This window comes from Nocardia vinacea, from assembly GCF_035920345.1.
Classification (GTDB): Bacteria; Actinomycetota; Actinomycetes; order Mycobacteriales; family Mycobacteriaceae; genus Nocardia; species Nocardia vinacea_A.
On the sequence record NZ_CP109149.1, the window covers coordinates 1,885,949 to 1,908,314 of the forward strand.

The window sequence follows — 22,366 nt, forward strand, 5'->3', positions numbered from 1 at the left end:
GAGGTCGGCGGCAGTCGCGGCGCTCGAGATCATCTGTTCTGGTGGCCGATTGCTATGGCGTGGTCGATGGTTCTTGACCGGCGCTGTCGCCGTACAACAACGTGGGACCGATCAGCCGCAGCAGCTCAACCTCGAAACCGAGGCGTTCGCGCTCATGGCGACGCAACATCACGCCGACGATGGTCTCGTGTCCGTAGCAGGTGACCAGATCGGCGCGCACACCACTCGCTGTGGCCTCGTCGCCGCGGGTGTCGGCATCCTGGAGTCTGTGTGTCTGGTCCAGGATGGCGCGCCCGTCAGCGACCGGGATCAGGCCGGTCGCTCACGCCTTCAAGTCTGCCCTCGATCGAGCGGTGGTGGGCGCTGTTGGGCGGCCCTAGTACGGCGGTCGGGGTTCAGAGACACTCTTCGGCCGACTGGACCCCACAGGCCGAGATACGCTCGCCGAAGCACGGTCCGAATCCGACCGGGGCACAACCACAATCGTCATGGTTTGCCGGGCGACGGCACCGACACCACTGAGTCCGGGAATCGGTCATGGGCCCGCCGTAACTTGTCCGCGTCGTAGAAACGGCGCGCCCAGTACGAGTTCGGTTTGGCCAGCCTGATCGCACCGAACCACCAGAGGGGATGGACCCTCGTCATGGTCGCCGAGTTCGAAGCCGATCTCGGCCATATGCGCACCCGCGACGGCATGGCAAAGGCCCGCGCGAAGGCCCGCCTCGAGAGCAAACAGCCGAAACTGGCTCTCGCCACACGTGTTTGCGGATCGCCGCATGTGACGAACGCGGTCAGCAGCGCCTCGCGAAACGCGCCCTCGAGATCAGCCAGTGCGTCCCCAGGCCTCGACGCTCTCGACTGTCGGGTTCCACCTCGACCCGTATCGCAAGGGAGGGCGGGCGGGCGAACTACAGCCGCGCGGCACCGGATCGCGGGAGTGCCGACACGCACTGCCTCAGCCTGGCTTCCACCGAGCAAATTACTCGACACCTCCCGGGCTGAAACAGTCGCTGGCAAGTTCGACGGAAACGCGTACGGCCTTGTGCCCCAATGTGTCACGCTGCCCGCATGGCTTTCTTGCGGGCAGATCGCATGCGCGTGCTGGTGACCCTCAACCAGTTCGAATCCCACTTCCGTGGACTGGTCACCCTGGCCGACGCGATAAGCAGGCATGGCCACGATGTCCGCGTTGCGGCACCCGAGAAGTGGGGCGCCTGGCTGCACAGTAACTACGGCGTCGAGACCGTAGACGTGAACATACGGCGGGCCAACCGCGAGTTCGATGCAGCCATCTTCGGACTTCTGCTCGACCGGGACATAGACGCGTTCGACCGGATGTACATGACGGAGTTCCTCAGTGACCGGATCGCCCTGCGTATCGCCGAAGACGTACTGAACCTCTCCGAGCGGTGGCGGCCCGATGTCGTCCTACACGAGTGCTCGGAATTCGGCGGTTACCTGGCCGCGGAGGTGCTCGGAATACCACACGTCACGGTGGATATCGGCCCGCTGCAGCTTGTGCGAAACCTCCATGAAGACCTGATCCGGCCCGCTCTGACCACTCAGCGGGCCAAACTCGGGCTTCCGGAAGAACCATCGACACCGGGAATCCTGCGGCATCTCACGGTCTCCCTGACGCCGAAAGAATTCAATAACGCCGATCTCGACACCCCACTGGTCCGGTACCGGCACGAACCACCGGTACGTCACAATGATCAACTGCTCCCGGACGTGTTCACGTCGATGCCTGGCGATCGGCCGATCGTTTACCTCTCACTGGGCTCGATCGGACCCTTCTCACCGCGATTCAGGGATCGAATGTCCGAAATCTACAGGGAGGTCTTCGCGGCCTTGGCTGAGCTCCGGTGTACCGCGGTCGTCTCGTTGCCGTCGCTGTACCGCGACATATTTCGGTCGCTACCGCCGCACATCCATGTTCTGCCGTACGTACCCCAGTCCCTCGTATTGGCAAACGTGGACCTGTTCATCACGCACGGTGGATTGAATTCGATGCGCGACACGATAACCTACGGAGTCCCGCACGTGGTACTCCCCTTTTTCGCCGATCATCCCGGAAATGCACGACGCTGCGAAACCCTCGGCACCGGTATCCACATCGATCCTATGACCGTCAACGCCTCGGATGTTTTCACCGCCTGCCGACGGACCCTCGACGACTGCGCCTACCGGCAGGCCGCACGATCGCTCAAACGACACATGTGGGCGCTGCCGCCGCAATCTGCATTCGCCGATGACCTCGCAGATCTCGTTCTAGGCTCGCACCGGGAGAAAATAGAATGAACGATAGAGACGATCTACTCGCGAGAATCCGACAATTACACAATTCGCAAACCGAGCATCGCTTCGTCGCGGGCGTCACCGAGATCCAATCATCCGGCGCCTGCCTCAATGACGACGACAGGGTTGCCGTGGTCGAGGCAGCGCTGGATATGCGTATCGCGGCGGGAATTCTGGCACATCGATTCGAAACCGAATTCGCCAGAAAAATCGGACTCCGCAAGGCGCGACTCACCAACTCCGGATCATCGGCGAACCTGCTCGCGGTAACCGCATTAACCGCCCCGGAGTTGGGTGATACCCGGCTGCGCCCTGGGGATGAGGTGATCACGGCTGCAGCCGGATTCCCGACGACAGTGAACCCGATACTGCAAAACGGATTGAAACCGGTGTTCGTAGATATCGATTCCACCACATACAACACGACACCGGAAGCCGTGGAGGCGGCAATCGGCCCGAGAACCCGTGCCGTCGTACTGGCACACACGCTCGGCAACCCGTTTCCGGTGGCAGAGATCTCCGCATTGTGCGCGGAGCACGGCATGTTCCTGATCGAAGACAATTGCGATGCAGTCGGATCGACATACCGGTCACGCGTTACCGGCACCTTCGGCGATCTGGCCACCGTCAGCTTCTACCCGGCACACCATTTGACCACAGGTGAGGGTGGATGCGTCCTGACCAACAACCTGACAACAGCTCGCGTCGTGAAGTCTCTGCGGGATTGGGGACGCGACTGCTGGTGCGAGCCGGGCGAAAGCAACAAATGCGGAAAGAGATTCAATCAACAGCTAGGCTGTCTTCCCTACGGATACGACCACAAGTACATCTATTCGCATATCGGCTACAACCTGAAGACAACAGATATCCAGGCTGCGCTCGGGCTCTCTCAGCTGGCCAGACTAGACGATTTCTGCGCCCGCCGGCGTCATAATTGGCGTCGGCTTCGCGAAGGCCTGGATGGGATCGACCATCTCCGCCTGCCGCAACCAACCCCCGACAGCGATCCGAGCTGGTTCGGATTTGCGCTGACAGTGCTGCCGGACGCGCCTTTCGGCCGTATCGACATCGTCAACTTCCTCGAAGGCCGCAAAATAGCGACCCGTGGCCTCTTCGCCGGAAATCTCCTCCGCCATCCGGCGTACTCGAACATCGAGTGCCGTATTTCCGGAAGTTTGGCGGCCAGCGACTACGTCGCCGACAACACCTTCTGGGTCGGCGTGTACCCGGGCATAACCGACGAGATGACCGACTACATGATCGCCTCGGTCCGGGAGTACGTTTCCGGCTACCAACGCTCCCCGGTCCGGCTCATGGCGACCTCGCCCGAGGACAAGTGGTGAACAGGCTGGTGGTCACCGGTGCGGACGGACTGCTCGGCAGCGGGATAACGAGGGCGACGAGCCCGTTTCATCGTACCGATCGACAGGTGCTCGGGTTCGGATCGAAAGAACTCGACATCACCGATGCAACGGCGCTGAACGACACCGTCGGCCCCGGCGATGTGGTCATCAACTGCGCGGCATACACCGGCGTAGACGCCGCCGAGACCGAAGCCGACAAGGCGTTCGCGGTCAACGGGGTCGGCCCGGGACTACTGGCCCGAGCCTGCGCGAACAAGGGAGCGCGACTGCTGCACATCTCGACCGCGTACGTCTTCGACGGGTCGGCGTCGAGTCCATGGGAGACCTGGTCACCGACCGCCCCGTTGAGCGTGTACGGAAGATCCAAGTTGGCAGGTGAGGAGGCCGCCCGAGCAGCGTTGCCCGATGCGCGGATCGTCCGCACCATGTGGCTGTACTCGGGGACCGACCGGGATTTCCCGGCCGCACTCGTGCGGAGATGCTCCCGGGGCGAGCACGTCGCGGTCGTCACCGACCAGATCGCGTCCCCAACCTACGTCGACGATCTCGTATCCGCTCTGTTCGACCTCGTCGCCCACCCGAATCCACCGCGACTGCTCCACGCGACCGGAGGCGGCGCCGCATCCAAATACCGATTCGCTCGTGCAATTATCGAAGCGGCGGGACTCGATGCGGACCTGTTACGGCCCTGCCGGACATCGGATTTCCGAGATGCCGCAACCCGGCCCCGGAATGCCGTTCTGTCGAATTCATCGTGGATCGACTGCGGCCTTACCCCACTACCACACTGGCGTGACGGACTGCGTCGCGCTGTCAGAGCTGCAGTTCGGGATATCCGGCCGTGAACGGAGCGAACCGATGACACAGCGCTCGGTGTCCGCGTACCTACGGCTGCGCCTGATTTCGGCCTACGCCGGTATCCGGCGTAGGCCCGGCGCATCGGAACCACGTGTTCAGCTCAGCGCGCGTAGCACCCCGGTAACTCCCGGGATGCACCATAGCCAGGCGCTGGCAGGACGCGTTCGTACTCCACAGGGCTGAGCATGTCGATCTTCGAATGCCTTCGCGTCGGGCTGTAGAACGCTTCGATGTAGTCGAAGATCGCGTTGGCCAACTCCTGTCGGGTGGCCCATCGTTGGTGTCGAGTAGCTCCAATTACATTGTGCTGAAGTAGCTTTCGACCATACTGTTGTCGAAGCAGTCCCCGACGGGGCCCATCGAACCCAGCAGTCCCGCCTGACGGATGCGTTGCCCGAACGCCCAGCTGGTGTACTGGCCGGATTCAACTGATCGTCGCAACACCTCGATTTCGGAGGTGTGTGTTGGCGTACGGGAAGCGGCAGTTGGAGGTTCGGGCGTATCGGGGTCAGATTCCGTCGCCGGGTCGGCCGACGGTGGCCTGGCGTGAGGATCGGGTCCGGTTAAAGAGCTCAAAGAGCTGCGCGAACAGAACGCGAGGTTGAAGCGGCTACACGCCGATGCGGAGTTGGAGAAAGACGCGCTGCGCGAGATTTCGCGACTACCTTGCACGCGAACCGTTCCGACATACTCATCACATCCTTGAGCATGTCCACGGCGCGGCGCTTGGCCGCTGGGCTCAGAATTTTCCAGTCATGATCATGAGGGCGGGGCGCCACCGGCCCAGCGGACCTGACTCTGAATTTTCCTGACCTGTCTCCGGACCGTGTCTTTCGAGGGACCCGTCGATCTGCTGGCGTCGATGGCGGCCCGCCGCCCGCGCAGAGTCCCCGGGGTCCTGCCGCGGAGGGAGTGACCTGATAGGAGCATGCCGCGTCGAGATCGCGTCCCCTGACTGGCCTGTCCGACCTCTGCTGCTGGCATCGGGAAACCGACGCCGAACAGCGTCAGGAAGGACTGATACGTTGACGAGCCCCGTGCAGACGGTCTTCGCCGGAGTCGACACTCACGCCGACACCCATCACATCGCCATTGTCAACGAACACGGCAGACAACTCGCCGACCGTGAATTCCCCACGACCGCAGCAGGTTACGAAGCGATCGAGCAATGGATCACGACTCACGGCCAAGTCGCGCGAGTCGGGATCGAAGGCACCGGTTCCTATGGGGTGGGACTGGCACGGCACCTGCGCCGGCACGGCTACGACATCGCCGAGGTGCCTCGCCCGAACCGGCGGCTGCGCCGCGCCCAGGGCAAATCCGACGCGATAGATGCCTATGCCGCCGCGCGGCGGTTGCTCGATGGATCGGAGGTCACCGCTCCGAAGAACCGTGACGGTGCCATCGAATCCGTCCGGGCGATGCGCGTGGCCCGCAACAACGCCGTCAAGGCCATGTCGGTCGCCCTCAACGCACTGCGCGCCCTGATCGGCACCAGCCCAGAAGAACTCCGCGGCCAGCTGCGCAAGATGCCACGTGCCCGGCTGATCGCCACCTGCACCGCATTCGACCCCGACCTGAACCGGCTGACCGATCCGATCGAGGCCACCAAACTCGCGCTGCGCTCACTCGCCGAGCGCATCAACGACTCGCGGGCCCACGCCGACCGGCTCAAACAGCAGCTGGGAAAGGTCCTTGAACAGGTCGCACCGAACACCATGGACGTGTTCGCGCTCGGCCCGGATACCGCTGCGGCCCTGGTCATTTCGATCGGCGACAACCCCGACCGGCTCACCTCCGAGGCCGCGTTCGCCCGCCTCTGCGGCGTCCCGCCGATCCCCGCCTCATCAGGCAAGACCACCCGGCACCGGCTGCACCGCGGCGGCGACCGACAAGCCAACCAGGCCCTGCATACCGCGGTTATCGTCCGAATGCGCTACCACGAGGACACCAAGACATACGCCTCCCGGCGCAAGCGCGACGGCAAGACGACACCAGAAATCTTGCGCTGCCTCAAGCGCTATCTCGCGCGAGAAGTGTTCCGCGCGTTACGCGCCGACTATCGGGCGTTGACGGCTTGACATCTATAGGAGCGTCCCTGGGCTGCACAGATCCACGTATCGGCGGCTGCCGGCCGCGCAAACACCCGCCGATCCTGACGCCGGTGCGCGGGCATGGCTGCGTTCGTATGCCGGCAAACATCCGTGCCACGGGTTCCGGCGGGCATGGGCGGCACTGCGGTTCGACGAGGGCTTCCCGGTGAACAAGAAGCGGGTCCATCGGCTCTGGCGTGAAGAAGGTCTGCAGGTCCGTGCGCATTCGCCGCGGAAACGGGCCGGGCAATCCTCGGTTCCGGTGATCGACGCCGATGCTCGGAAGACGGTGTGGGCGTTGGACTTCCAGTTCGATTCGACCGTCGACGGGCGGGCGGTGAAGATCGCGTCGATGGTCGACGAACACACCCGCGAGTCGCTACTGCACGTCGTGGAACGGTCGATCACCGCCGAGCGGCTGGTCGCCGAGCTGCAGCGAGTGTTCACTGCCACCGGCGGGCCACCGAAGGTACTACGCATGGACAACGGCCCGGAGATGATTTCGGCTGCGCTGCAACAGTTCTGCGTTGATCGCGTCGGGATCGTCTACATCCCACCCGGAACGCCTTGGAACAACGGCTACATCGAGTCGTTCAACCGGCGGCTGCGGCATGAATGCCTCAATCGCAACCATTGGACCAGCCTGCTCGAAGCCCGGGTCGTGATCGGCGACTTCAAAACCGACCACAACCACCGGCACCGACACTCGGCACTGAGCTACCTGACACCGGCCGAGTACGCTGCCACCTGCAGCCACACCCATCACCCCGTGGTCTGCGAGATCAACTGAAACCGATCGACCCCGGACTCAAAGACCGGATCAGATGGTCGCATCATCGGGGACCCCTAAGTTTGTAGTTGTCCGGGCCAAGATCGCTCGGATGCCCGGAAGCGGCGGGGCGTGACTGATCGGGGACTGGTAGTTGGGTTGCTCTGGCCGGATGGTCACCCCGCCGCTGCGGACGCTCCGGCTGCTGATTGAGACGTGTGGCGAACCGGTCGCTGTTTAGGGGTATGCCAGCGGGGTTGTCCATGGGCGCAACTGCATTCATGGGAGTGGACGTATGGCAGAAGCGGTCAACGCGGCATGGATCGGCATCGACGTCGGCAAACTGCATCATCACGCGGTCGCAGTCGATGCCCACGGAATGGTGTTGTGGTCCAAGCAGATCCGCAACGACCAAGCGGCCATCGAGCAGCTGATCACGACGGCCTCCGACATGGCCCGACAGGTTCGCTGGGCGGTGGACCTGACCTCGGCCTACGCGACGTTGTTGCTGGCCGTTCTGGTCGCTGCCGACCAACAGGTGTTGTTCGTGCCCGGCACGATGGTCAACCGGATGAGCGGCGCGTTCGCCGGAGAAGGCAAAACCGACGCCCGCGACGCCCAGGTGATCGCTGAAACCGCGAGACTGCGCCGGGACCTCACCTCCTTGTCCACACCGAGTGAACTGGTCGTGGAACTGGGACTGCTGACCGGTCACCGCACGGACCTGATGGCCGACTGGGTGCGTGGAGTCAACCGTCTGCGGGACCTGCTGTCACGGGTATTCCCGGCACTGGAACGGGCCTTCGACTACTCGACCCGATCGCCGTTGATCCTGGTCAGTGGTTACTGCACACCCGAGGCGATCCGCAGCGCCGGCGCCGGCGAACTCACCGAGCACCTGCGCACCGCTGGAGCACACCGGCCGTCGATCCGCGGCATCGTCACCAAAGCCGTGGCAGCGGTGAACACGCAGACGATCACCCTGCCCGGCGAAGCGACGGCCGCGGGCCTGATCGCCGACCAAGCCCGGCGACTGTTGGACCTCGATCGGCAGATCAACGACCTCGACAAGCAGATCACCACCCGGTTCCGCACCCACCCGCAGGCGAGAATCCTCGAGAGCATGCCTGGGATGGGGCCGATCCTCGGCCCGGAATTCCTGGCAATCACTGCCGGGGACCTGGCCGCGTTCGGCAGCGCCGCACGCCTGGCCACCTACGCCGGGCTCGCGCCGGTACCCAACGACTCCGGCCGCCGCACCGGGGTCCTTCACCGGCCACTGCGATACCACCGCAGGCTGCGGCACGTCTTCTACATGACCGCGTTCTCCAGCCTGAAGACCGACGGCCCGTCACGACAGTTCTACCGCCGCAAAAGAACCGAGCGGCAACGCCACACCAAGGCGATGATCGCGCTGGCGCGCCGCCTCGTCGACGTCGTATGGGCTTTGCTCCGCGACAACCGCCTCTGGCAGCCGGACGCACCCCCAATCCCGGCCACCGCAGCTTGACACAATCATTGAGATCCGGCCACTCCAACATGAGCCGAAAACACTGGCGGGATTGGATCTCACCAGACGTCGACTACATCGAACTGTGCGCAGGCCTCCCCATCACCCCTGACCGGTGACGAGGCAGGGACCACAGCGACGGGACCGGAGTATCCGACCGGGTAACGCCGAACGTAGTCAGACTTTGTCACAGGATCGGGTACACATAGTCTCGTTCAGCGCGATTCTGGATGGTTGGCGTTTGTGCCAACCCATTGACCATTCTCCAGTCCCAACAGGTTCTCGACACGTTCTGCTAGCACCGCTCGACGATCCACGTCCCGATACGGCCCCGCCTCGGCGAGGTAGAGAAACCTCTCATGCTTGAGTGCCTCGGCAGTGGACCGATAACTCAACCAATTCGTTTGCCACTGAAACAGCTGCTGCGCACCTTCAGCCACCACCACAACCGCGGCGAGCACCGCGGTCACGACAGCCGGTGCGGACAACGCAACAACAGGCACTACGGCACCGACAACGATCTGACCGAGCTTGACCTGCTTGTAGGCACGTTGCGCTGCAGCGCTTTTCGCGCTGTACCAGTTCAGCTGATCGATCAACCGTTCCCAAACCGGATCGGCTCGCTCCTCATCCATGAGCCGCAGTCTAGGAGGGGCGATCATGCCCCACTGGTCACTCCGAACAACCGAAGCCGGCGGGTGACGTCAATAGTGCGAGATTTGGGCCCAGATACTCGCGTGCAGAGTTCAGGAACGCGCGGCGAGTGTATTCGACGCTGAAAAATTGCGTGCTCAGACGTTCCTGGTTCAGGGGGTTGGCCCTCGGAACAGCAATGTGAACAGAGGAGCCTCAAGGGATAGTGCAGCCTTCGTTAGTTCGGCTGGCGCATGTATTGCCAGCTGACTGACAAGCTGCCCGAGAGGTTTTAGCTGTTGGGAGACCTCCCCAAGCCTCTCGGGCCGCCTTTCGGCAGCGTTCATCGCTGAGTCCATAGGATCGAACTTCGGCGAATCTTGCACCTCGAAGCTGGTTTCTATGACTGCCGTGGGCATCATCTTCAGCTGAACGGTGGCGATGCGGTGGAGCGCATCTACCTCCGCGAGGATTCCCGCACACAGCCGACTGATGTCCTCCCGTCGTAGCTGCGCTTGTTGCTGCTCGAGTCGCCTCTGGTCGGCAGCCGTTGCGTGGCGGTCCTTGCGGTTGTCGCTGGCGCGAGTGATGGATGCCGTGATGCCACCGCCGACCACGGACGCTGCAAGAACCCACCACGGTGCGGTGGCATGTGTCAGGAAGTCGGAGAGTCCGCTCATGGCATTAAGGCTATCCAGGACTACCGACGAAATCCGAAGGCCTGTCGAATGATTCGAAGCGCTCCTATGGTGTGCCCAACACGCCGAGGGGTGGCCGACGGGACTGCTCCTTCAAAGCCTCGTCACGGGTGACGGACCGGCTGAACGTCATCACTGAGCCGACGATGCTGCGGCAGCCGTAGGGGTGTGGTGCCGATCTACAGCTGGCGACAGAACCCCTTAACAACACCCCGTCGGTGTCGGCAAAGGTCCGGTCGCCACACCGGTCCCTTTCGCGAGCGCTGCCGCGCGGATTCGCCGAGTGGCTGAAGGTGATCGCTTCGAAACCGTTACGTCGATGATGCCTGACCAGGCCGGGTCGGCAGGTCAGTGTGGGAGTCCGCGTGCGCTGCAACAGATCTGCCCAGCGCCCCAGGTCGCGAAGTGTCGTACGCTGCGGTCGCTGGACGCTGTATCGCGAGTTGGGGAGTGCGGTAGCGTGGACGACCGCGCGGGGTCCATCCAGCGAGGGGGCATGATGACGCGGCTGTTCCTGAGTCATTCGAGTCAGAACAACCTGCAGGCAGTTGCGTTGCTGCGCTGGCTGGTCGACCAACAGCCCGGGTTGGCGGGTGACATCTTCCTGGATCTGGATGAGAAGTCCGGGATTGGACAGGGTGTGCGTTGGCGCGATGCGTTACGTCGGGCGATGACACGCTGTGAAGCCGTGATCTGCTTGACGTCGCGGGATTGGCATGCCTCGACCGAGTGCGTTGCCGAGTACCTGACCGCGGTGACCCTGGGCAAGCGGATCTTCTGCGCCCGACTGGAACAGACGACCGACATTGATCCGACACGCGAGTGGCAGCGATGCGACCTGTTCGGTGACGGTCCGGCCACCGAAATCCAGGTCGATGGTCAGCTCGAGCCGGTGCGGTTGCAGACTGAAGGTTTGCGCCGGTTACTGGATGGGCTGGGGAGCGCCGGGCTCGGTGCCGAGCACTTTCGGTGGCCTCCGGAGAATGAGCCGGACCGGTCGCCGTACCGGGGCTGGCGGCCCTTCGATGCCGTGGATGCCGCGGTGTATTTCGGTCGTGACGTGCAGATCCTGGCAGGTCTTGACCACTTGCGGCGGATGCGGTCGACTGGTTCCGAGTCGATGTTCGTGGTGCTGGGCCCGTCGGGGACGGGCAAGTCGTCGTTCCTGCGGGCGGGATTGTTGCCGCGGCTGGCTCGGGAGTATCGGCATTTTCTCGTGCTGGACATTCTGCGGCCGGAACGTCAGGCGCTCACCGGAGTTCGGGGCCTGGCCGCCGTCATCTACACCACTCGAACTCGGCTCGGGTTGACCACTCCCACACTCGGGGACATCAAATCCGCGCTGCCCGACGACATCGACCGGGTACGCGAGTGGCTGGTCCAAATGCAGCACGCCGTGCGGGATCGTTGGCTCGACAACCACATCGACACACCCGCACCGACCCTGTTGCTGCCGATCGATCAGGCCGAAGAGTTGTTCGTCACCGATGCTGGCGTGCAGGGGCAGCAGTTCCTGACGCTGCTGGGCCAGTTGCTCGTCGAACCGGAAGACGCAGGGGCACAACAAGTGTCAATGAAGGTAGTGGTCACCATCCGAACCGATCGCTACCAGTACCTGCAGAATGCCGTGCAGCTGAAAACGGTGCCACGATACTTGTTCGACGCGCTCGAACCGCTGCCGCGAACCCAGTTCAAAGAAGTCATCACCGGCCCGGCCTCCCGTTCCGACAACCGCGCGGCATTGACCATCGAACCGGAGTTGGTGGATCGTCTCCTGGCCGACGGAGATCACGGAGCAGACACCCTGCCGCTGCTGGCATTGACTCTGTCGCGGCTCTACGACGACTACGCCGGAAGTGGGACCCTCACCCTCGAGCAGTACACCGCGATGGGCGGCATCGACGGCGTGGTGCACACCGAGATCGAATCGCTGCTGACCACCGACCCGCAGAGGCGGCAGAACCAGCTGGAGGTGTTGCGGTCGGCATTCATACCCGCATTGGCGACCATAAACCCCGACAGCGACCAGCCGATGCGTCGCATCGCCCGCTGGAACGAACTCCCCGAGAACGCCCACGAGCTGATCGACGGGTTCGTGGACAAACGGATGCTGGTCAAAGACTGCCGCAATGGCGAAGTGGTCGTCGAGGTAGCGTTGGAAAGCTTACTGCGACAGTGGGATTCACTGGCCAGGTGGTTGCGCGATCAAGCCGACGACCTCAAAGCCGCCGACCGACTCGAGCATGCCGTCCAAGGATGGGATCGCAATGGCCGCGACGAGGCGTGGTTGTTGGAAGGAACCAGGCTCTCCGAAGCTGAAACCCTCTCAGCGAAACCGGAATATCAGCGACGTCTCGAACCCGCCCATGAATTCCTGCTCGCTTCCCGCTGCCGCCAACAGGACCGCCTCACGGCGTTGCGTCGGCGGGCTCAGGCGCTGGCCGCACTGCTGGTCGTCGCTATCGTGGTCGCGGTGTTGGCCGGGATCGGGTTCTGGCAGGCGAATACTGCCAGCGACCGGGCCGAGGCCCGCACCCGTGAGGCGGTCGCGCAACGCTTGATCACCGAAGCCAAGGCCATGCTCGATCCGAGCCGATCCGGCGGCGATATTCAAGCCTTCCAACAGATTCTCGCGGCACACGCTCTCGCCCCGAGCCCACAGACCGCCAGCGCGATCGTCGGTGCCCTGTATGCGCGACGGCAGACAACCACAATCATCGACACAGGCACGAGCGCTCCGATGGCGACGTTCAGTCCGGATGGGAGGCGGATCGTCTCCGGTAGCGGCGATGGGACGTTGCGGTTGTGGGATGCGGCGTCCGGACAACCGGTCGGGGAGCCGCTGACCGGTCACACCAGCGAGGTGGGGGGCGTGGCATTTAGTCCGGACGGAAGGCGGATCGTCTCCGGCAGTGACGATGGGACGTTGCGATTGTGGGATACCGGATCCGGACAACCGATCGGGCAGCCGCTGACCGGACACACCGGTGGAGTGTGGAGTGTGGCGGTCAGCCCGGACGGGAGGCGGATCGTCTCCGGCGGCGCCGATAAAACGTTGCGATTGTGGGATACCCAGTCCGGACAACCGATCGGAGAGCCGCTGACCGGCCACACCAGCGATGTGTGGAGTGTGGCGTTCAGCCCGGACGGCAAGCGAATCGTCTCCGGCGGCGGCGATAAAACGTTGCGGCTGTGGGATACCGAGTCCGGACAACCGGTCGGAGAGCCGCTGACCGGCCACACCGACGCTGTGTGGAGTGTGACGTTCAGCCCGGACGGCAAGCGGATCGTCTCCGGCAGCCTCGATGGGACGTTGCGGCTGTGGGATACCGAGTCCGGACAACCGGTCGGTCAGCCGCTGACCGGCCATACCGGTGGAGTGTGGAGTGTGGCGTTCAGCCCGGATGGGAGGCGGATCGTCTCCGGCGGCGGCGATGGGACGTTGCGGCTGTGGGATACCGAGTCCGGACAACCGGTCGGTCAGCCGCTGACCGGCCACACCCGCGCTGTGTGGAGTGTGGCGTTCAGCCCGGACGGCAAGCGGATCGTCTCCGGCAGCCTCGATGACACGTTGCGGCTGTGGGATGCTGCGTCTGGGCAGCCGCTGACCGGCCACAATGGCGCTGTGTGGAGTGTGGCGTTCAGCCCGGACGGCAAGCGGATCGTCTCCGGCGGCGGCGATAAAACGTTGCGGCTGTGGGATACCGAGGCTGGACAACCGATCGGGCAGCCGCTAACCGGCCATACCGGTGGAGTGTGGAGTGTGGCGTTCAGCCCGGACGGCAAGCAGATCGTCTCCGGCAGCCTCGATGGGACGTTGCGGCTGTGGGATACCGGATCCGGACAACCGATCGGGCAGCCGCTGACCGGCCACACCGGCGGCGTGTGGAGTGTGGCGTTCAGCGCGGACGGCAAGCGGATCGTCTCCGGCAGCCTCGATGGGACGTTGCGGCTGTGGGATACCGGATCCGGACAACCGATCGGGCAGCCGCTAACCGGCCACACCAGTGGCGTTCGGAGTGTGGCGTTCAGCCCGGACGGGAGGCGGATCGTCTCGGGCAGCTTCGATAACACGTTGCGGCTGTGGGATGCCGAGTCCGGACAACCGATCGGGCAGCCGCTAACCGGCCATACCGGTGGAGTGTGGAGTGTGGCGTTCAGCCCGGACGGTAAGCAGATCGTCTCCGGCAGTGACGATGACACGTTGCGGCTGTGGGATACCCAGTCCGGACAACCGATCGGAGAGCCGCTGACCAGCCACACCGATGCTCTGTGGAGTGTGGCGTTCAGCCCGGACGGTAAGCGGATCGTCTCCGGCAGCCTCGATGACACGTTGCGGCTGTGGGATGCCGAGTCCAGGCAACCGATCACAGATCCATTAACCGGCCACACCGGCGACGTATGGAGTGTGGTGTTCAGTCCGGACGGTAAGCGGATCGCCTCCAGCAGCATTGACAGTACGCTCCGAATCTGGCCCGTCTACGACGCTGCCCCTGAGAAACTCTGCGCCAAACTCATATCCAATATGAGCCACCAGAATTGGCGTGACTGGATCCGCATACCGAACCAGTCCTACATCCGACTCTGCCCCGGATTGCCGATCCGCCCCGACTGACCTTGACGATAGGGCGGCGTCAGGTCGCCGAAAGATCGTTGCGCTAAGGCGCGTTCAATCTCGTCTTGCCCAACGGCGAAAACCACGGCATCGGCCAGCACACGCTGTCCCGACCCGGTGATCAGTTCCCATCGCCCCTGGTCTTCGAGGTAGGTGGCTTCGCTGATCGCCGTGCCCAGCCGCAAGTGCGGCCCAAGCCCTCCTCGAGTACGACCCGACGCAGATAATTCAGGATCTCCCGCTGGCCTGGATACCTGGTGCGCCGGTTGCGGTAGGGCGCAAAGGAAACCTTGACTGCGGGGCGATCCCTGAACGCGAGCTGCTCACTGTCGGCGCTCAAGTATTCCGCAGGTTGCCGCGGTTTTGTGAAGGCTCAGGACTCAGTTGTCTTGGCGTGCTCGTGACCTTGTTGACAAGTTCGGGCCGGGTTGCGATGCTTTCGGCTCGTGCCGCTTGGTGAGGGGCCCGAGGATCGGGATTGGTTGGTAGAGCATCGTTTTCGTGCCGTGCTGGAGGTGCAGGAAGGCTCCGCGGTCGCCGAGGTCGCCGTCCGTTACGGGGTGTCTCGGCAGGCTGTTTACAAATGGAAGATCAAATACCAGGCGGGCGGGGTGGAGGCTCTGCGCACGGCGTCGAGCCGGCCGCGGACGAGCCCGACCCGAATCCCGGCCGAGGTGGAAGCACTGGCGTGCGAGATGCGGCGGACGCATCCGCGTTGGGGCGCACGGCGGATCGCGTTCGAGCTGACCCTGGCCGGGGTGGATTCGCCGCCGTCACGGGCGACGGTGCATCGGATCCTGGTCCGCAACGGCCTGATCCGGCACCAGCAGCAGCGGCACCGACGCAAGTATCGGCGCTGGCAGCGGGAAGCGCCGATGCATCTGTGGCAGTTGGATCTGGTGGGCGGCATCCACCTTGCCGATGGACGCGAGTGCAAGATGCTCACCGGATCGACGATCACTCCCGGTTTGTTGTCGTCGCCACTGTGCTGGCGGTGCCTTCCGGGCGGGCGGTAGCCGACGCGTTTCTGAAGGCGATGCGTGTCCATGGCGTGCCGTCGGAAGTGTTGACCGACAATGGCAAACAGTTCACCGGACGGTTCACCCGGCCGCGGCCGGCGGAGGTGTTGTTCGAACGGGTCTGCCATGAGAACGGCATTACGACCCGGTTGACCAAGCCGTCGTCTCCGACCACGACCGGGAAAATTGAGCGGTGGCATCAAACCTTGCGGCGCGAACTTCTCGATCCCGCAGGGGTTTTCACGGACTTGCCGACCGCGCAGGCGGCGATTACCGCCTGGGTTCACACCTATAACCACGTCCGGCCCCACCAGGCGCTGGACATGGCCACACCCGCCAGCCTGTTCCGGCCTAGCGCCCAACCCGAACAGCTGGACGTCGACACCGTGCTGCCACCGATCGCGGAGCTTGCCGCCTACCAATCTCACCCGATCTCGTTGCCCGCGAACCGAAGCCGACCCTGGTGCTGGCACCGCGGCACGGCGTACTTCTCCCAGCGCCTGGCCGAGCTCACCGACGCCGAGCTCGACGCCCCCACCGCGCTCACCGGCTGGACGCGTCGGCACCTGCTGGCCCACGTCGGCTACAACGCCGCCGCGCTGTGCCGACTGCTGGATTGGGCTGCCAGTAGGGTGGAGTCACCCATGTACGCCTCGCCGGAACAACGCGGGCAGGAGATCAGCGAAGGGGCCACCCTCGGTTCCGCAGCGCTGCGTAACCTGTTCGCCCACACTGTCGCCCGTCTCGACGAGAAGTGGCGGCACCTACCCGAGTCGGCTTGGCAGACGCCGGTACGCACGGCCCAAGGTCGCATTGTGCCCGCCGAGGAGACGGTGTGGATGCGCGCCCGCGAAGTCTGGATCCACGCGGTCGACCTGGGCAACGGCGGCCGCTTCGGCGACTTCCCCAGGGTGGTGCTCGACTCCCTGCTCACTGACATCGTGGCGATGTGGCGTAAGAAGGACCTCGGCACATACCTGGTCCTCGAAGTCGAGGGCAGCGCCCCGGTGCCCGTATCGCCCGGCGCCGAGTCAGCCGAAACGGTCACCGGCCCGCTGCCCGCCGTCGTTCGCTGGGCAGCCGGCCGCGGCGCAGTCGGACTCACAGCGGGCTCCGATCGTCAGCCCCCGGTCTGGCTCTGAACGCAACCGGCGCATGTGCCGGAATGCCCGCCTGTGCCGGACGCCGCGCGAGACGCGACGACAACCGATTCGCACTCAGGCACTCAGCAGCGATGCGGTGACGGTCTCGATGTCGACAACTGTCGCGATATTGGTGAGCGCGTAATTCAGTGCGGCATACTGCCACTCGGCGTTGATACCGGACGTCGCGTCGGAGACCACACAGACTCGGTCACCGTGCCGGCGGCGGTGCGGGCAGTGTACTCGACGGCCATATCGATCCATACGCACACCACGATGCCATCGGTGATACCGAAATTGCGCAGCATCACGTCGATATCACCGCCCTGCCTCCGTCGCGGGCGGCAGCGGCTCAGCCGTACGGACACCGCTCCAGCGGCGCAGTTCCGCTGCCAGATCGAGGCGTTCGACGGGGGCGGTGTCGGCGAACTCGCCCCACGCTTCGCGCGGCAGCATCCACATGATCTCGAACTCGTTGCCGTCGGGATCGGCGCCGTAGACGCTCTTGGTCGCGCCGTGACTGGATTCGCCGGTGTAGGTGCCGGATTCGATCAGCGTGGTCCGGAACTCGGCCAGCTCGTCGATCGTGTCCAGTTGCCAGGCCAGGTGATACAGGCCGACTGAGCCGGGGCGCTTCGGGATGGCGGTGGGCCCGAGGCCGAACAGGCCGAGGTCGTGATGGTTGCCCAAGGAGTTCATCCGGCTGGCGGAGTTCGTCGCGTTCCAGATCGTCCGTGGCCCTCGACGGCGCCGGGAACATGAGCTGTTGGTCGACTGGTATGCGAAAACAGTTGTGATGCGAATCAGTTACGCCGTCCCGGACCCCACGACCTACGATATTCAAGGAAGTTGCAGGTCAGCAGCATAAACAAGGTTGGGGATATGGGCCAGTTCCCCCTCCGGACACAACCAGTACACCAGGTCACCCGCTCCACCTGCGGTTATGCCGGAGTTCGGGTGATTTTTTCGAGCCGAATCATCGCAAAACCGCAGGTAGTGGGCTGCGGGGGTTCAATACGGGTTCAACTGAGAGAATCCTGAGAAACCAGCATGTTGACCCGGCAGATCGTCGACCGTCACATCACGAATGCCTTTCCAGCTCTGCGGATATCGTCGAAGCCTCCCCTTACGATGCAACCCCGCTCGCCACACCGATCAGAAGGTGGCCTCGCACAGACCGTTCACCCGCTCTACTCCTCGGTCGAGACCGCAGAGTCGACCCAGCCACACCTGTCGCATGACAGCGGGAACTCAACGGAACTCGAAGTGATCGTCCCGAAGGATCTCCTAGTTCGGCGGAGGCGAGGTTGTGATGCCTTTGCGTGCTTCGCCGAGATGGTGGGTGGCGGGCCTGCAGTGCATCTCGACAGTCAGCCTCGCCGCAGTTTCGTCGTTCGATCAGATGGGCTGCACGACATCGCGAGCATGGTGGGGATGGTGCTGAACCACTTCTGATATTCGGTCCACTCGGTGACCGGAATGTCGTTGTGCGGCAGGGATGGTGGTTCGTGGATTCCGGTGATCACCAGACCGTGGGCGGTCAGTTGCTCGGCGTACCACGACAGCGGGCGGTGGTAATGACGGTGCCCACCGAAGGATTCGATCCACCGTGTTTCGTGCTCCAGGTAACCGGCGACCTTGCGGTAGCGCTGTCCCCCGGGTCCTTCGTCGATGATGTCGCAGCTGAAGAAGGCCGGATGCAGGATCGAGAAGACGAACACGCCTCCGTCGCGCAACGCGGCCGCGACATCGGTGAGCAGGCGGTCCAGAACGGGCACGTCCATGAGAACCATGTGCGCGACGATCCTGTCGTATCGGTGGGCCGGGTCGGGCAGGCCGAGCGTGAGATCGTGTTGATGGAAGTCGATTTCGGGGTAGTGCGATCGCGCAGTGGTCAACAGAGCCTCGCTGCCGTCGATGCCCGTGGCGCGAGCTCCGGCCTGTCGCATCTGTTCGGCCAGCCAACCGTGCCCACACCCCAGGTCCAAGACATCGAGGTCGGCGACCGGACCCAGGTGCGACCACAAGAACTCATGAATTCGCCGATAGAAGCTGTCGACAATACCCGACACCGTCGTGGCATAAGTCTCGGCGGCCGCATCCCACAAACGTAGATCCTCAGAACTGTTCGTCACCGGCAAAGCCTGCCCAGCACCGGCAGACCGATCAAGTCGATATACCGCGACCCCAATCTCTCATCGCGAAATCGGTTGGCCCCAGGACGAATTGACCGCCTACGCGGGTTCCATATCATCCGGACCTCTGCGACCCGCGCAGTTCTGTCGGCGCTCCTCGAAAGGTGGATCTGTCCCATTGTCGTGATCGACCCATAGCTTGAACTGCGAACGGGGACTTGGTGGTTGATCATGGTGCCGGTGGTCTGATCTTGGACCGGTGGCGGTCCTGTTCCCGCATCAGGACGGCCTGCGGATCGATGATTTGCGTGCCGCCGGGCTCGTGGTGCGGATCGAGGCCAGCACCCGCGACAAGCCGGTAGCGTGTCCGAGATTGCGCTGTGCTGTCGGCTCGGGTGCGGCACAATGCGGAGAAGCATTGCTCGCAGGGGTGCCAGAGTTGCCTGGTTGTCCCACGCATGGCTGCGGCCACTGGACTCATAGTCGCCCTTTCCTCGTCGACGCGGCGAGGGTCGGGTGGGGGCCGCGCAATGCAGGATCGGAGGGGGATCTCATGTCGGTTGGGTCGGAGGGTGAAGGCAATCCGGTGCCGTCTGTCGGTTCCGGCGAGGAACCGTCACCGGCATCGGTGGACCGTGTTGTGGCTGCGTTTGGTCCGCTGCCCGAAGCCACAGTCAGCTCACCGCGATCAGGCAAGCCGCGAGAACACGAGCCACAGCACTTCTCGTGCTACCGAATCCGGGAACCGGCGGAAAGTACCTCCCATAGCCCCACCGCTCCCCGAGCGTGTGGCACTCCGGGTCTCGATGGCTCTGAATCGTGGTAGTGGACAAACCCGGTCGCCGTGTCCGGGCCGGTCAGCGACACGCGCCTTGGTCGAGTGTGGCGGTGGTAGCTTCGCATGGTGCACAGCAATCCGGATCAGATGCACGCCACTGCCGACCGCATGTCGTCGAGAGCCGACGAGTTCTGGGACGATATCGAGACTTTGCGCACTGAAGCCGACGCGCTGATGTCTGCCGGCAACGACTTTCAGCCGCAATCACGACGGCGGCGATCACCCCTCAGCACTTATGAAACACGCCCTAGCTTGAGTTTTATGCTCTGCGGCGTGGTCGCGGCCCTGCGGGTTTCGATGCTTGCTGGTTGCTGGGGGTCTTGATGTGCACGTCGTAGCGGGGTGCCGGGTGCTGGTTGCGGTGGCCGGGTGGTCGTCCGGGGCCGGGTCGTGAGGGTTTCGGTGCACTGGCGGGACAGGCGATGTTTGCGCGTAGGTGCCGAAACCCTCGTCGGATGCGGGCTGGTGTAAGCCGTTGCGGGGCAGCGGGTTTCTCCCACGGCCGTCTCAGGTCGGCGGCGAGGCTGCGGGCCAGGCGGAGCTGGGTGTAGGCGGCCAGCAGCAGCCAGGTCCACCGGTCGGCCGCGGCTGGGTCGCGTAGCTTGGGGCTGGTCCAGCCGAGGGTCTGTTTGAGCATGCGGAAGGTGTGCTCGATATCGAAGCGACGCAGGAACGCCTGCCACAACACATCGACCATGTCCGCGTCGAGATCGACGATCGAGTGCCACAGCCACACCGGTTTCGGGATCGCCCCGGAAGGCAATCGCGCGACGTCGAGCCGGATCACAGTGCCCTCGATGACGGGCAGCGTTCCGGTCTGGGCGACCCAGGACGAGCGGTGAGTAAGCCTGGGGTGCAACCTATTCCATGATCTGGCGGTGGCCGGGCCGTAGAGGCGGGTCTCAGTCGCGGTAGCGGTGTCGGGCTCACCCCAGGTGGCCGGATCGGCGAAGACGAACTCGCCGCCGTGCCGCGGCGGGCGGCCGTTGGTGCCCGGCTGCCGGGGTGGTGCGGCGCGGCGCAGCACCCGGTCCGAGCGCATCCGTCCCAGCACCGCTACCGGCAGGTCGGCCAGCAGGAACGCCAGCCGGGGTGCGTCGTAGCCGGAGTCGGTGACGATCCAGATGTCCGGGTCGCCGGGCCGGTGGTGCCCGGCGTCGATCAGATTGCCGATCACAGTGCGCAACTGGGCCGCTGTGATGGTGGCCGCGTCGTCGCCGGGGGCCAGCCGCACCGCATCCAGCGGCGCGGTCCACGAGCTGCGACCGGTCTCGAGCGCGCAGACCACCGAATACGGCCATCCCGGGATCATCAGATGGGAGTCCTTGGCGCGGCCGTAGGTGTGACACAGCATCCGCTGCGGACAGGTATGCGCCTCCGGACGCAGCCAGCAGGTGATGTCCACCGCCAGCACCAGCCGGCCGTCAGCGGCCCGCGGCAGCGGCACCGCTGTCAGCGCCCGCCGCAGCCGAGCGATCTCGATCCGTCCCCGATCCAGCGCGGCATACACGCTGCCATGGCCGCGGCGATGCTCGCCGACCAGCGACAACTCCGGCAACGACCGCACCGGACCATCCGCACACAACACCGCGTCCACCAGCTCGAACACCGCATCCGCCCGCCGGGTCGCGCACCGATACAACTCCTGCCGGAACACCGACAGGTCCCCCAACACACCGTCGCAACCGGTGTCGTGCACACTGTTCATCGAAGCCCTTGGTTATCAGATTTGTTCTGTCGCAAGACAAATCATCAGCCAAGGGCTTCGTTCAAGATCATCCGGGGCACGAGACGCGACCCGCATAGCATAAAACTCAAGCTAGGTGGCTGGTGTCGAACGCGCCTGTCGGCGCGGTGATGCCGCCGGGCTGGTATGTCGTGGTTGGTTGACGGCGGCTGGCGGTGACTGTGCCAGGATTGTCGTATCAGGCTGTGTCCGTGGTGATTTGGGCTTTGTCTGTGGTGCGCCCGGAATGTCAGGCGGCGGCTGTGGTCCATCCGCTGGTGCTGTAGCCGATCCCGAGGACGGCGAGGCGGGCGAGGTTGTGCGCGGCGGCGAGCAGCCCGAAGTCGGCACTGATCTTGGCTTGTCCACGCAGACGAGCGCGGCGTCCGCCGTGGCGGCGGCGCATCAGGTGCCCGATTTTGCGTTCCACCTTGGGGCGGGTCGCGCGGTAGGCGGCCTTCCAGGCCGGGTTCAGCTGCCGGGTGCGGGCGGTGGCCAGGTATTTTTCGTGGGCTCCGACGGTAATCGTGCGCCCGCCGGCCGCCGTTGTGCACTGCGCGCAGCGGGCACCCGGTGCAGGCGGCACCGAAGTAGGCGGCGCCGGTGTGGCGGCCGGTGCGGGCCGCGATCGTCGCGGTGACTCCAGCCGGGCAGGTCACCGTGCGGTG

17 protein-coding genes and 2 pseudogenes are annotated in these 22,366 nt (G+C 64.3%); 10 read left to right on the top strand and 9 right to left on the bottom strand.

Annotation, left to right across the window (positions count from 1 at the left end; all coding sequences use genetic code 11):
• Nucleotides 1-52: 52 nt before the first annotated feature.
• Nucleotides 53-220, bottom strand: a complete 168-nt coding sequence (locus OIE68_RS09010; protein ID WP_327098916.1) for a hypothetical protein — start codon at nt 218-220, stop codon at nt 53-55.
• Nucleotides 221-637: 417 nt separating this feature from the next.
• On the opposite strand from OIE68_RS09010, the pseudogene OIE68_RS09015 reads away from it, so the two are divergent.
• The 4 genes and pseudogenes from OIE68_RS09015 to rfbD all read left to right on the top strand — a co-directional run.
• Nucleotides 638-754: pseudogene (locus OIE68_RS09015) on the top strand (resolvase); the annotation flags it as partial.
• 314 nt (nt 755-1,068) lie between these two features.
• A complete protein-coding gene (locus OIE68_RS09020; protein WP_327098917.1) occupies nt 1,069-2,301 on the top strand; it encodes a glycosyltransferase in 1,233 nt (410 codons plus the stop codon).
• Entirely contained in the window at nt 2,298-3,641 is a 1,344-nt protein-coding gene (rfbH, locus tag OIE68_RS09025; RefSeq protein WP_327098918.1) for a lipopolysaccharide biosynthesis protein RfbH, read from the top strand. The genes OIE68_RS09020 and rfbH overlap by 4 nt, the downstream gene beginning before the upstream one ends.
• Entirely contained in the window at nt 3,638-4,507 is an 870-nt protein-coding gene (gene rfbD, locus OIE68_RS09030; protein ID WP_327098919.1) for a dTDP-4-dehydrorhamnose reductase, read from the top strand. Before rfbH ends, rfbD begins: the two co-directional genes overlap by 4 nt.
• 113 nt (nt 4,508-4,620) lie before the next feature.
• Here the strand turns inward: rfbD and OIE68_RS09035 are convergent, their stop codons facing one another.
• Nucleotides 4,621-4,944, bottom strand: a complete 324-nt coding sequence (locus tag OIE68_RS09035) for an IS3 family transposase (RefSeq protein ID WP_327101621.1) — start codon at nt 4,942-4,944, stop codon at nt 4,621-4,623.
• A 601-nt stretch (nt 4,945-5,545) separates the two neighbouring features.
• Between OIE68_RS09035 and OIE68_RS09040 the strand changes: the two genes are divergently transcribed.
• The 3 genes from OIE68_RS09040 (at nt 5,546) to OIE68_RS09050 (ending at nt 8,892) form a co-directional block, all read left to right on the top strand.
• Nucleotides 5,546-6,601, top strand: coding sequence for an IS110 family transposase (locus OIE68_RS09040; RefSeq protein ID WP_327098920.1), 1,056 nt, complete (start codon nt 5,546-5,548; stop codon nt 6,599-6,601).
• Nucleotides 6,602-6,623: 22 nt separating this feature from the next.
• A complete protein-coding gene (locus tag OIE68_RS09045; RefSeq protein WP_419150756.1) occupies nt 6,624-7,403 on the top strand; it encodes an IS3 family transposase in 780 nt (259 codons plus the stop codon).
• A gap of 274 nt (nt 7,404-7,677) precedes the next feature.
• The gene (locus tag OIE68_RS09050) at nt 7,678-8,892 is read left to right on the top strand and encodes an IS110 family transposase (RefSeq protein WP_327098921.1); all 1,215 of its coding nucleotides are present in this window, start codon (nt 7,678-7,680) and stop codon (nt 8,890-8,892) included.
• A 215-nt stretch (nt 8,893-9,107) separates the two neighbouring features.
• Here OIE68_RS09050 and OIE68_RS09055 read toward each other — a convergent pair whose 3' ends face one another.
• A complete protein-coding gene (locus tag OIE68_RS09055) occupies nt 9,108-9,527 on the bottom strand; it encodes a DUF4231 domain-containing protein (protein WP_327098922.1) in 420 nt (139 codons plus the stop codon).
• A 171-nt stretch (nt 9,528-9,698) separates the two neighbouring features.
• A complete protein-coding gene (locus tag OIE68_RS09060; RefSeq protein ID WP_327098923.1) occupies nt 9,699-10,205 on the bottom strand; it encodes a hypothetical protein in 507 nt (168 codons plus the stop codon).
• A gap of 517 nt (nt 10,206-10,722) precedes the next feature.
• On the opposite strand from OIE68_RS09060, the gene OIE68_RS09065 reads away from it, so the two are divergent.
• The 3 genes and pseudogenes from OIE68_RS09065 (at nt 10,723) to OIE68_RS09075 (ending at nt 16,999) form a co-directional block, all read left to right on the top strand.
• The gene (locus tag OIE68_RS09065) at nt 10,723-14,838 is read left to right on the top strand and encodes a TIR domain-containing protein (protein WP_327098924.1); all 4,116 of its coding nucleotides are present in this window, start codon (nt 10,723-10,725) and stop codon (nt 14,836-14,838) included.
• Nucleotides 14,839-15,284: 446 nt separating this feature from the next.
• Nucleotides 15,285-16,255, top strand: a pseudogene (locus OIE68_RS09070) (IS481 family transposase); the annotation flags it as partial.
• Nucleotides 16,256-16,288: 33 nt separating this feature from the next.
• Nucleotides 16,289-16,999: a maleylpyruvate isomerase family mycothiol-dependent enzyme gene (locus OIE68_RS09075; protein ID WP_327101623.1), complete on the top strand. Its 711-nt coding sequence runs from the start codon at nt 16,289-16,291 to the stop codon at nt 16,997-16,999.
• 75 nt (nt 17,000-17,074) lie between these two features.
• On the opposite strand, the gene OIE68_RS09080 is transcribed toward OIE68_RS09075, so the two are convergent.
• The 5 genes from OIE68_RS09080 to OIE68_RS47010 form a co-directional block, all read right to left on the bottom strand.
• Nucleotides 17,075-17,200 (bottom strand): hypothetical protein, encoded by a 126-nt coding sequence (locus OIE68_RS09080; RefSeq protein WP_327098925.1) that lies wholly within the window; start codon nt 17,198-17,200, stop codon nt 17,075-17,077.
• A 117-nt stretch (nt 17,201-17,317) separates the two neighbouring features.
• The gene (locus OIE68_RS09085) at nt 17,318-17,698 is read right to left on the bottom strand and encodes a hypothetical protein (protein ID WP_327098926.1); all 381 of its coding nucleotides are present in this window, start codon (nt 17,696-17,698) and stop codon (nt 17,318-17,320) included.
• Between the two features lie 671 nt (nt 17,699-18,369).
• Nucleotides 18,370-19,134, bottom strand: coding sequence for a class I SAM-dependent DNA methyltransferase (locus OIE68_RS09090; RefSeq protein ID WP_327098927.1), 765 nt, complete (start codon nt 19,132-19,134; stop codon nt 18,370-18,372).
• 1,097 nt (nt 19,135-20,231) lie between these two features.
• Nucleotides 20,232-21,680 carry an NF041680 family putative transposase gene (locus OIE68_RS09095; RefSeq protein WP_327098928.1) on the bottom strand — a complete coding sequence of 483 codons (1,449 nt, stop codon included), beginning with the start codon at nt 21,678-21,680 and terminating at the stop codon, nt 20,232-20,234.
• Between the two features lie 268 nt (nt 21,681-21,948).
• Nucleotides 21,949-22,284 carry a transposase gene (locus tag OIE68_RS47010; RefSeq protein ID WP_419150757.1) on the bottom strand — a complete coding sequence of 112 codons (336 nt, stop codon included), beginning with the start codon at nt 22,282-22,284 and terminating at the stop codon, nt 21,949-21,951.
• Nucleotides 22,285-22,366: the final 82 nt, after the last annotated feature.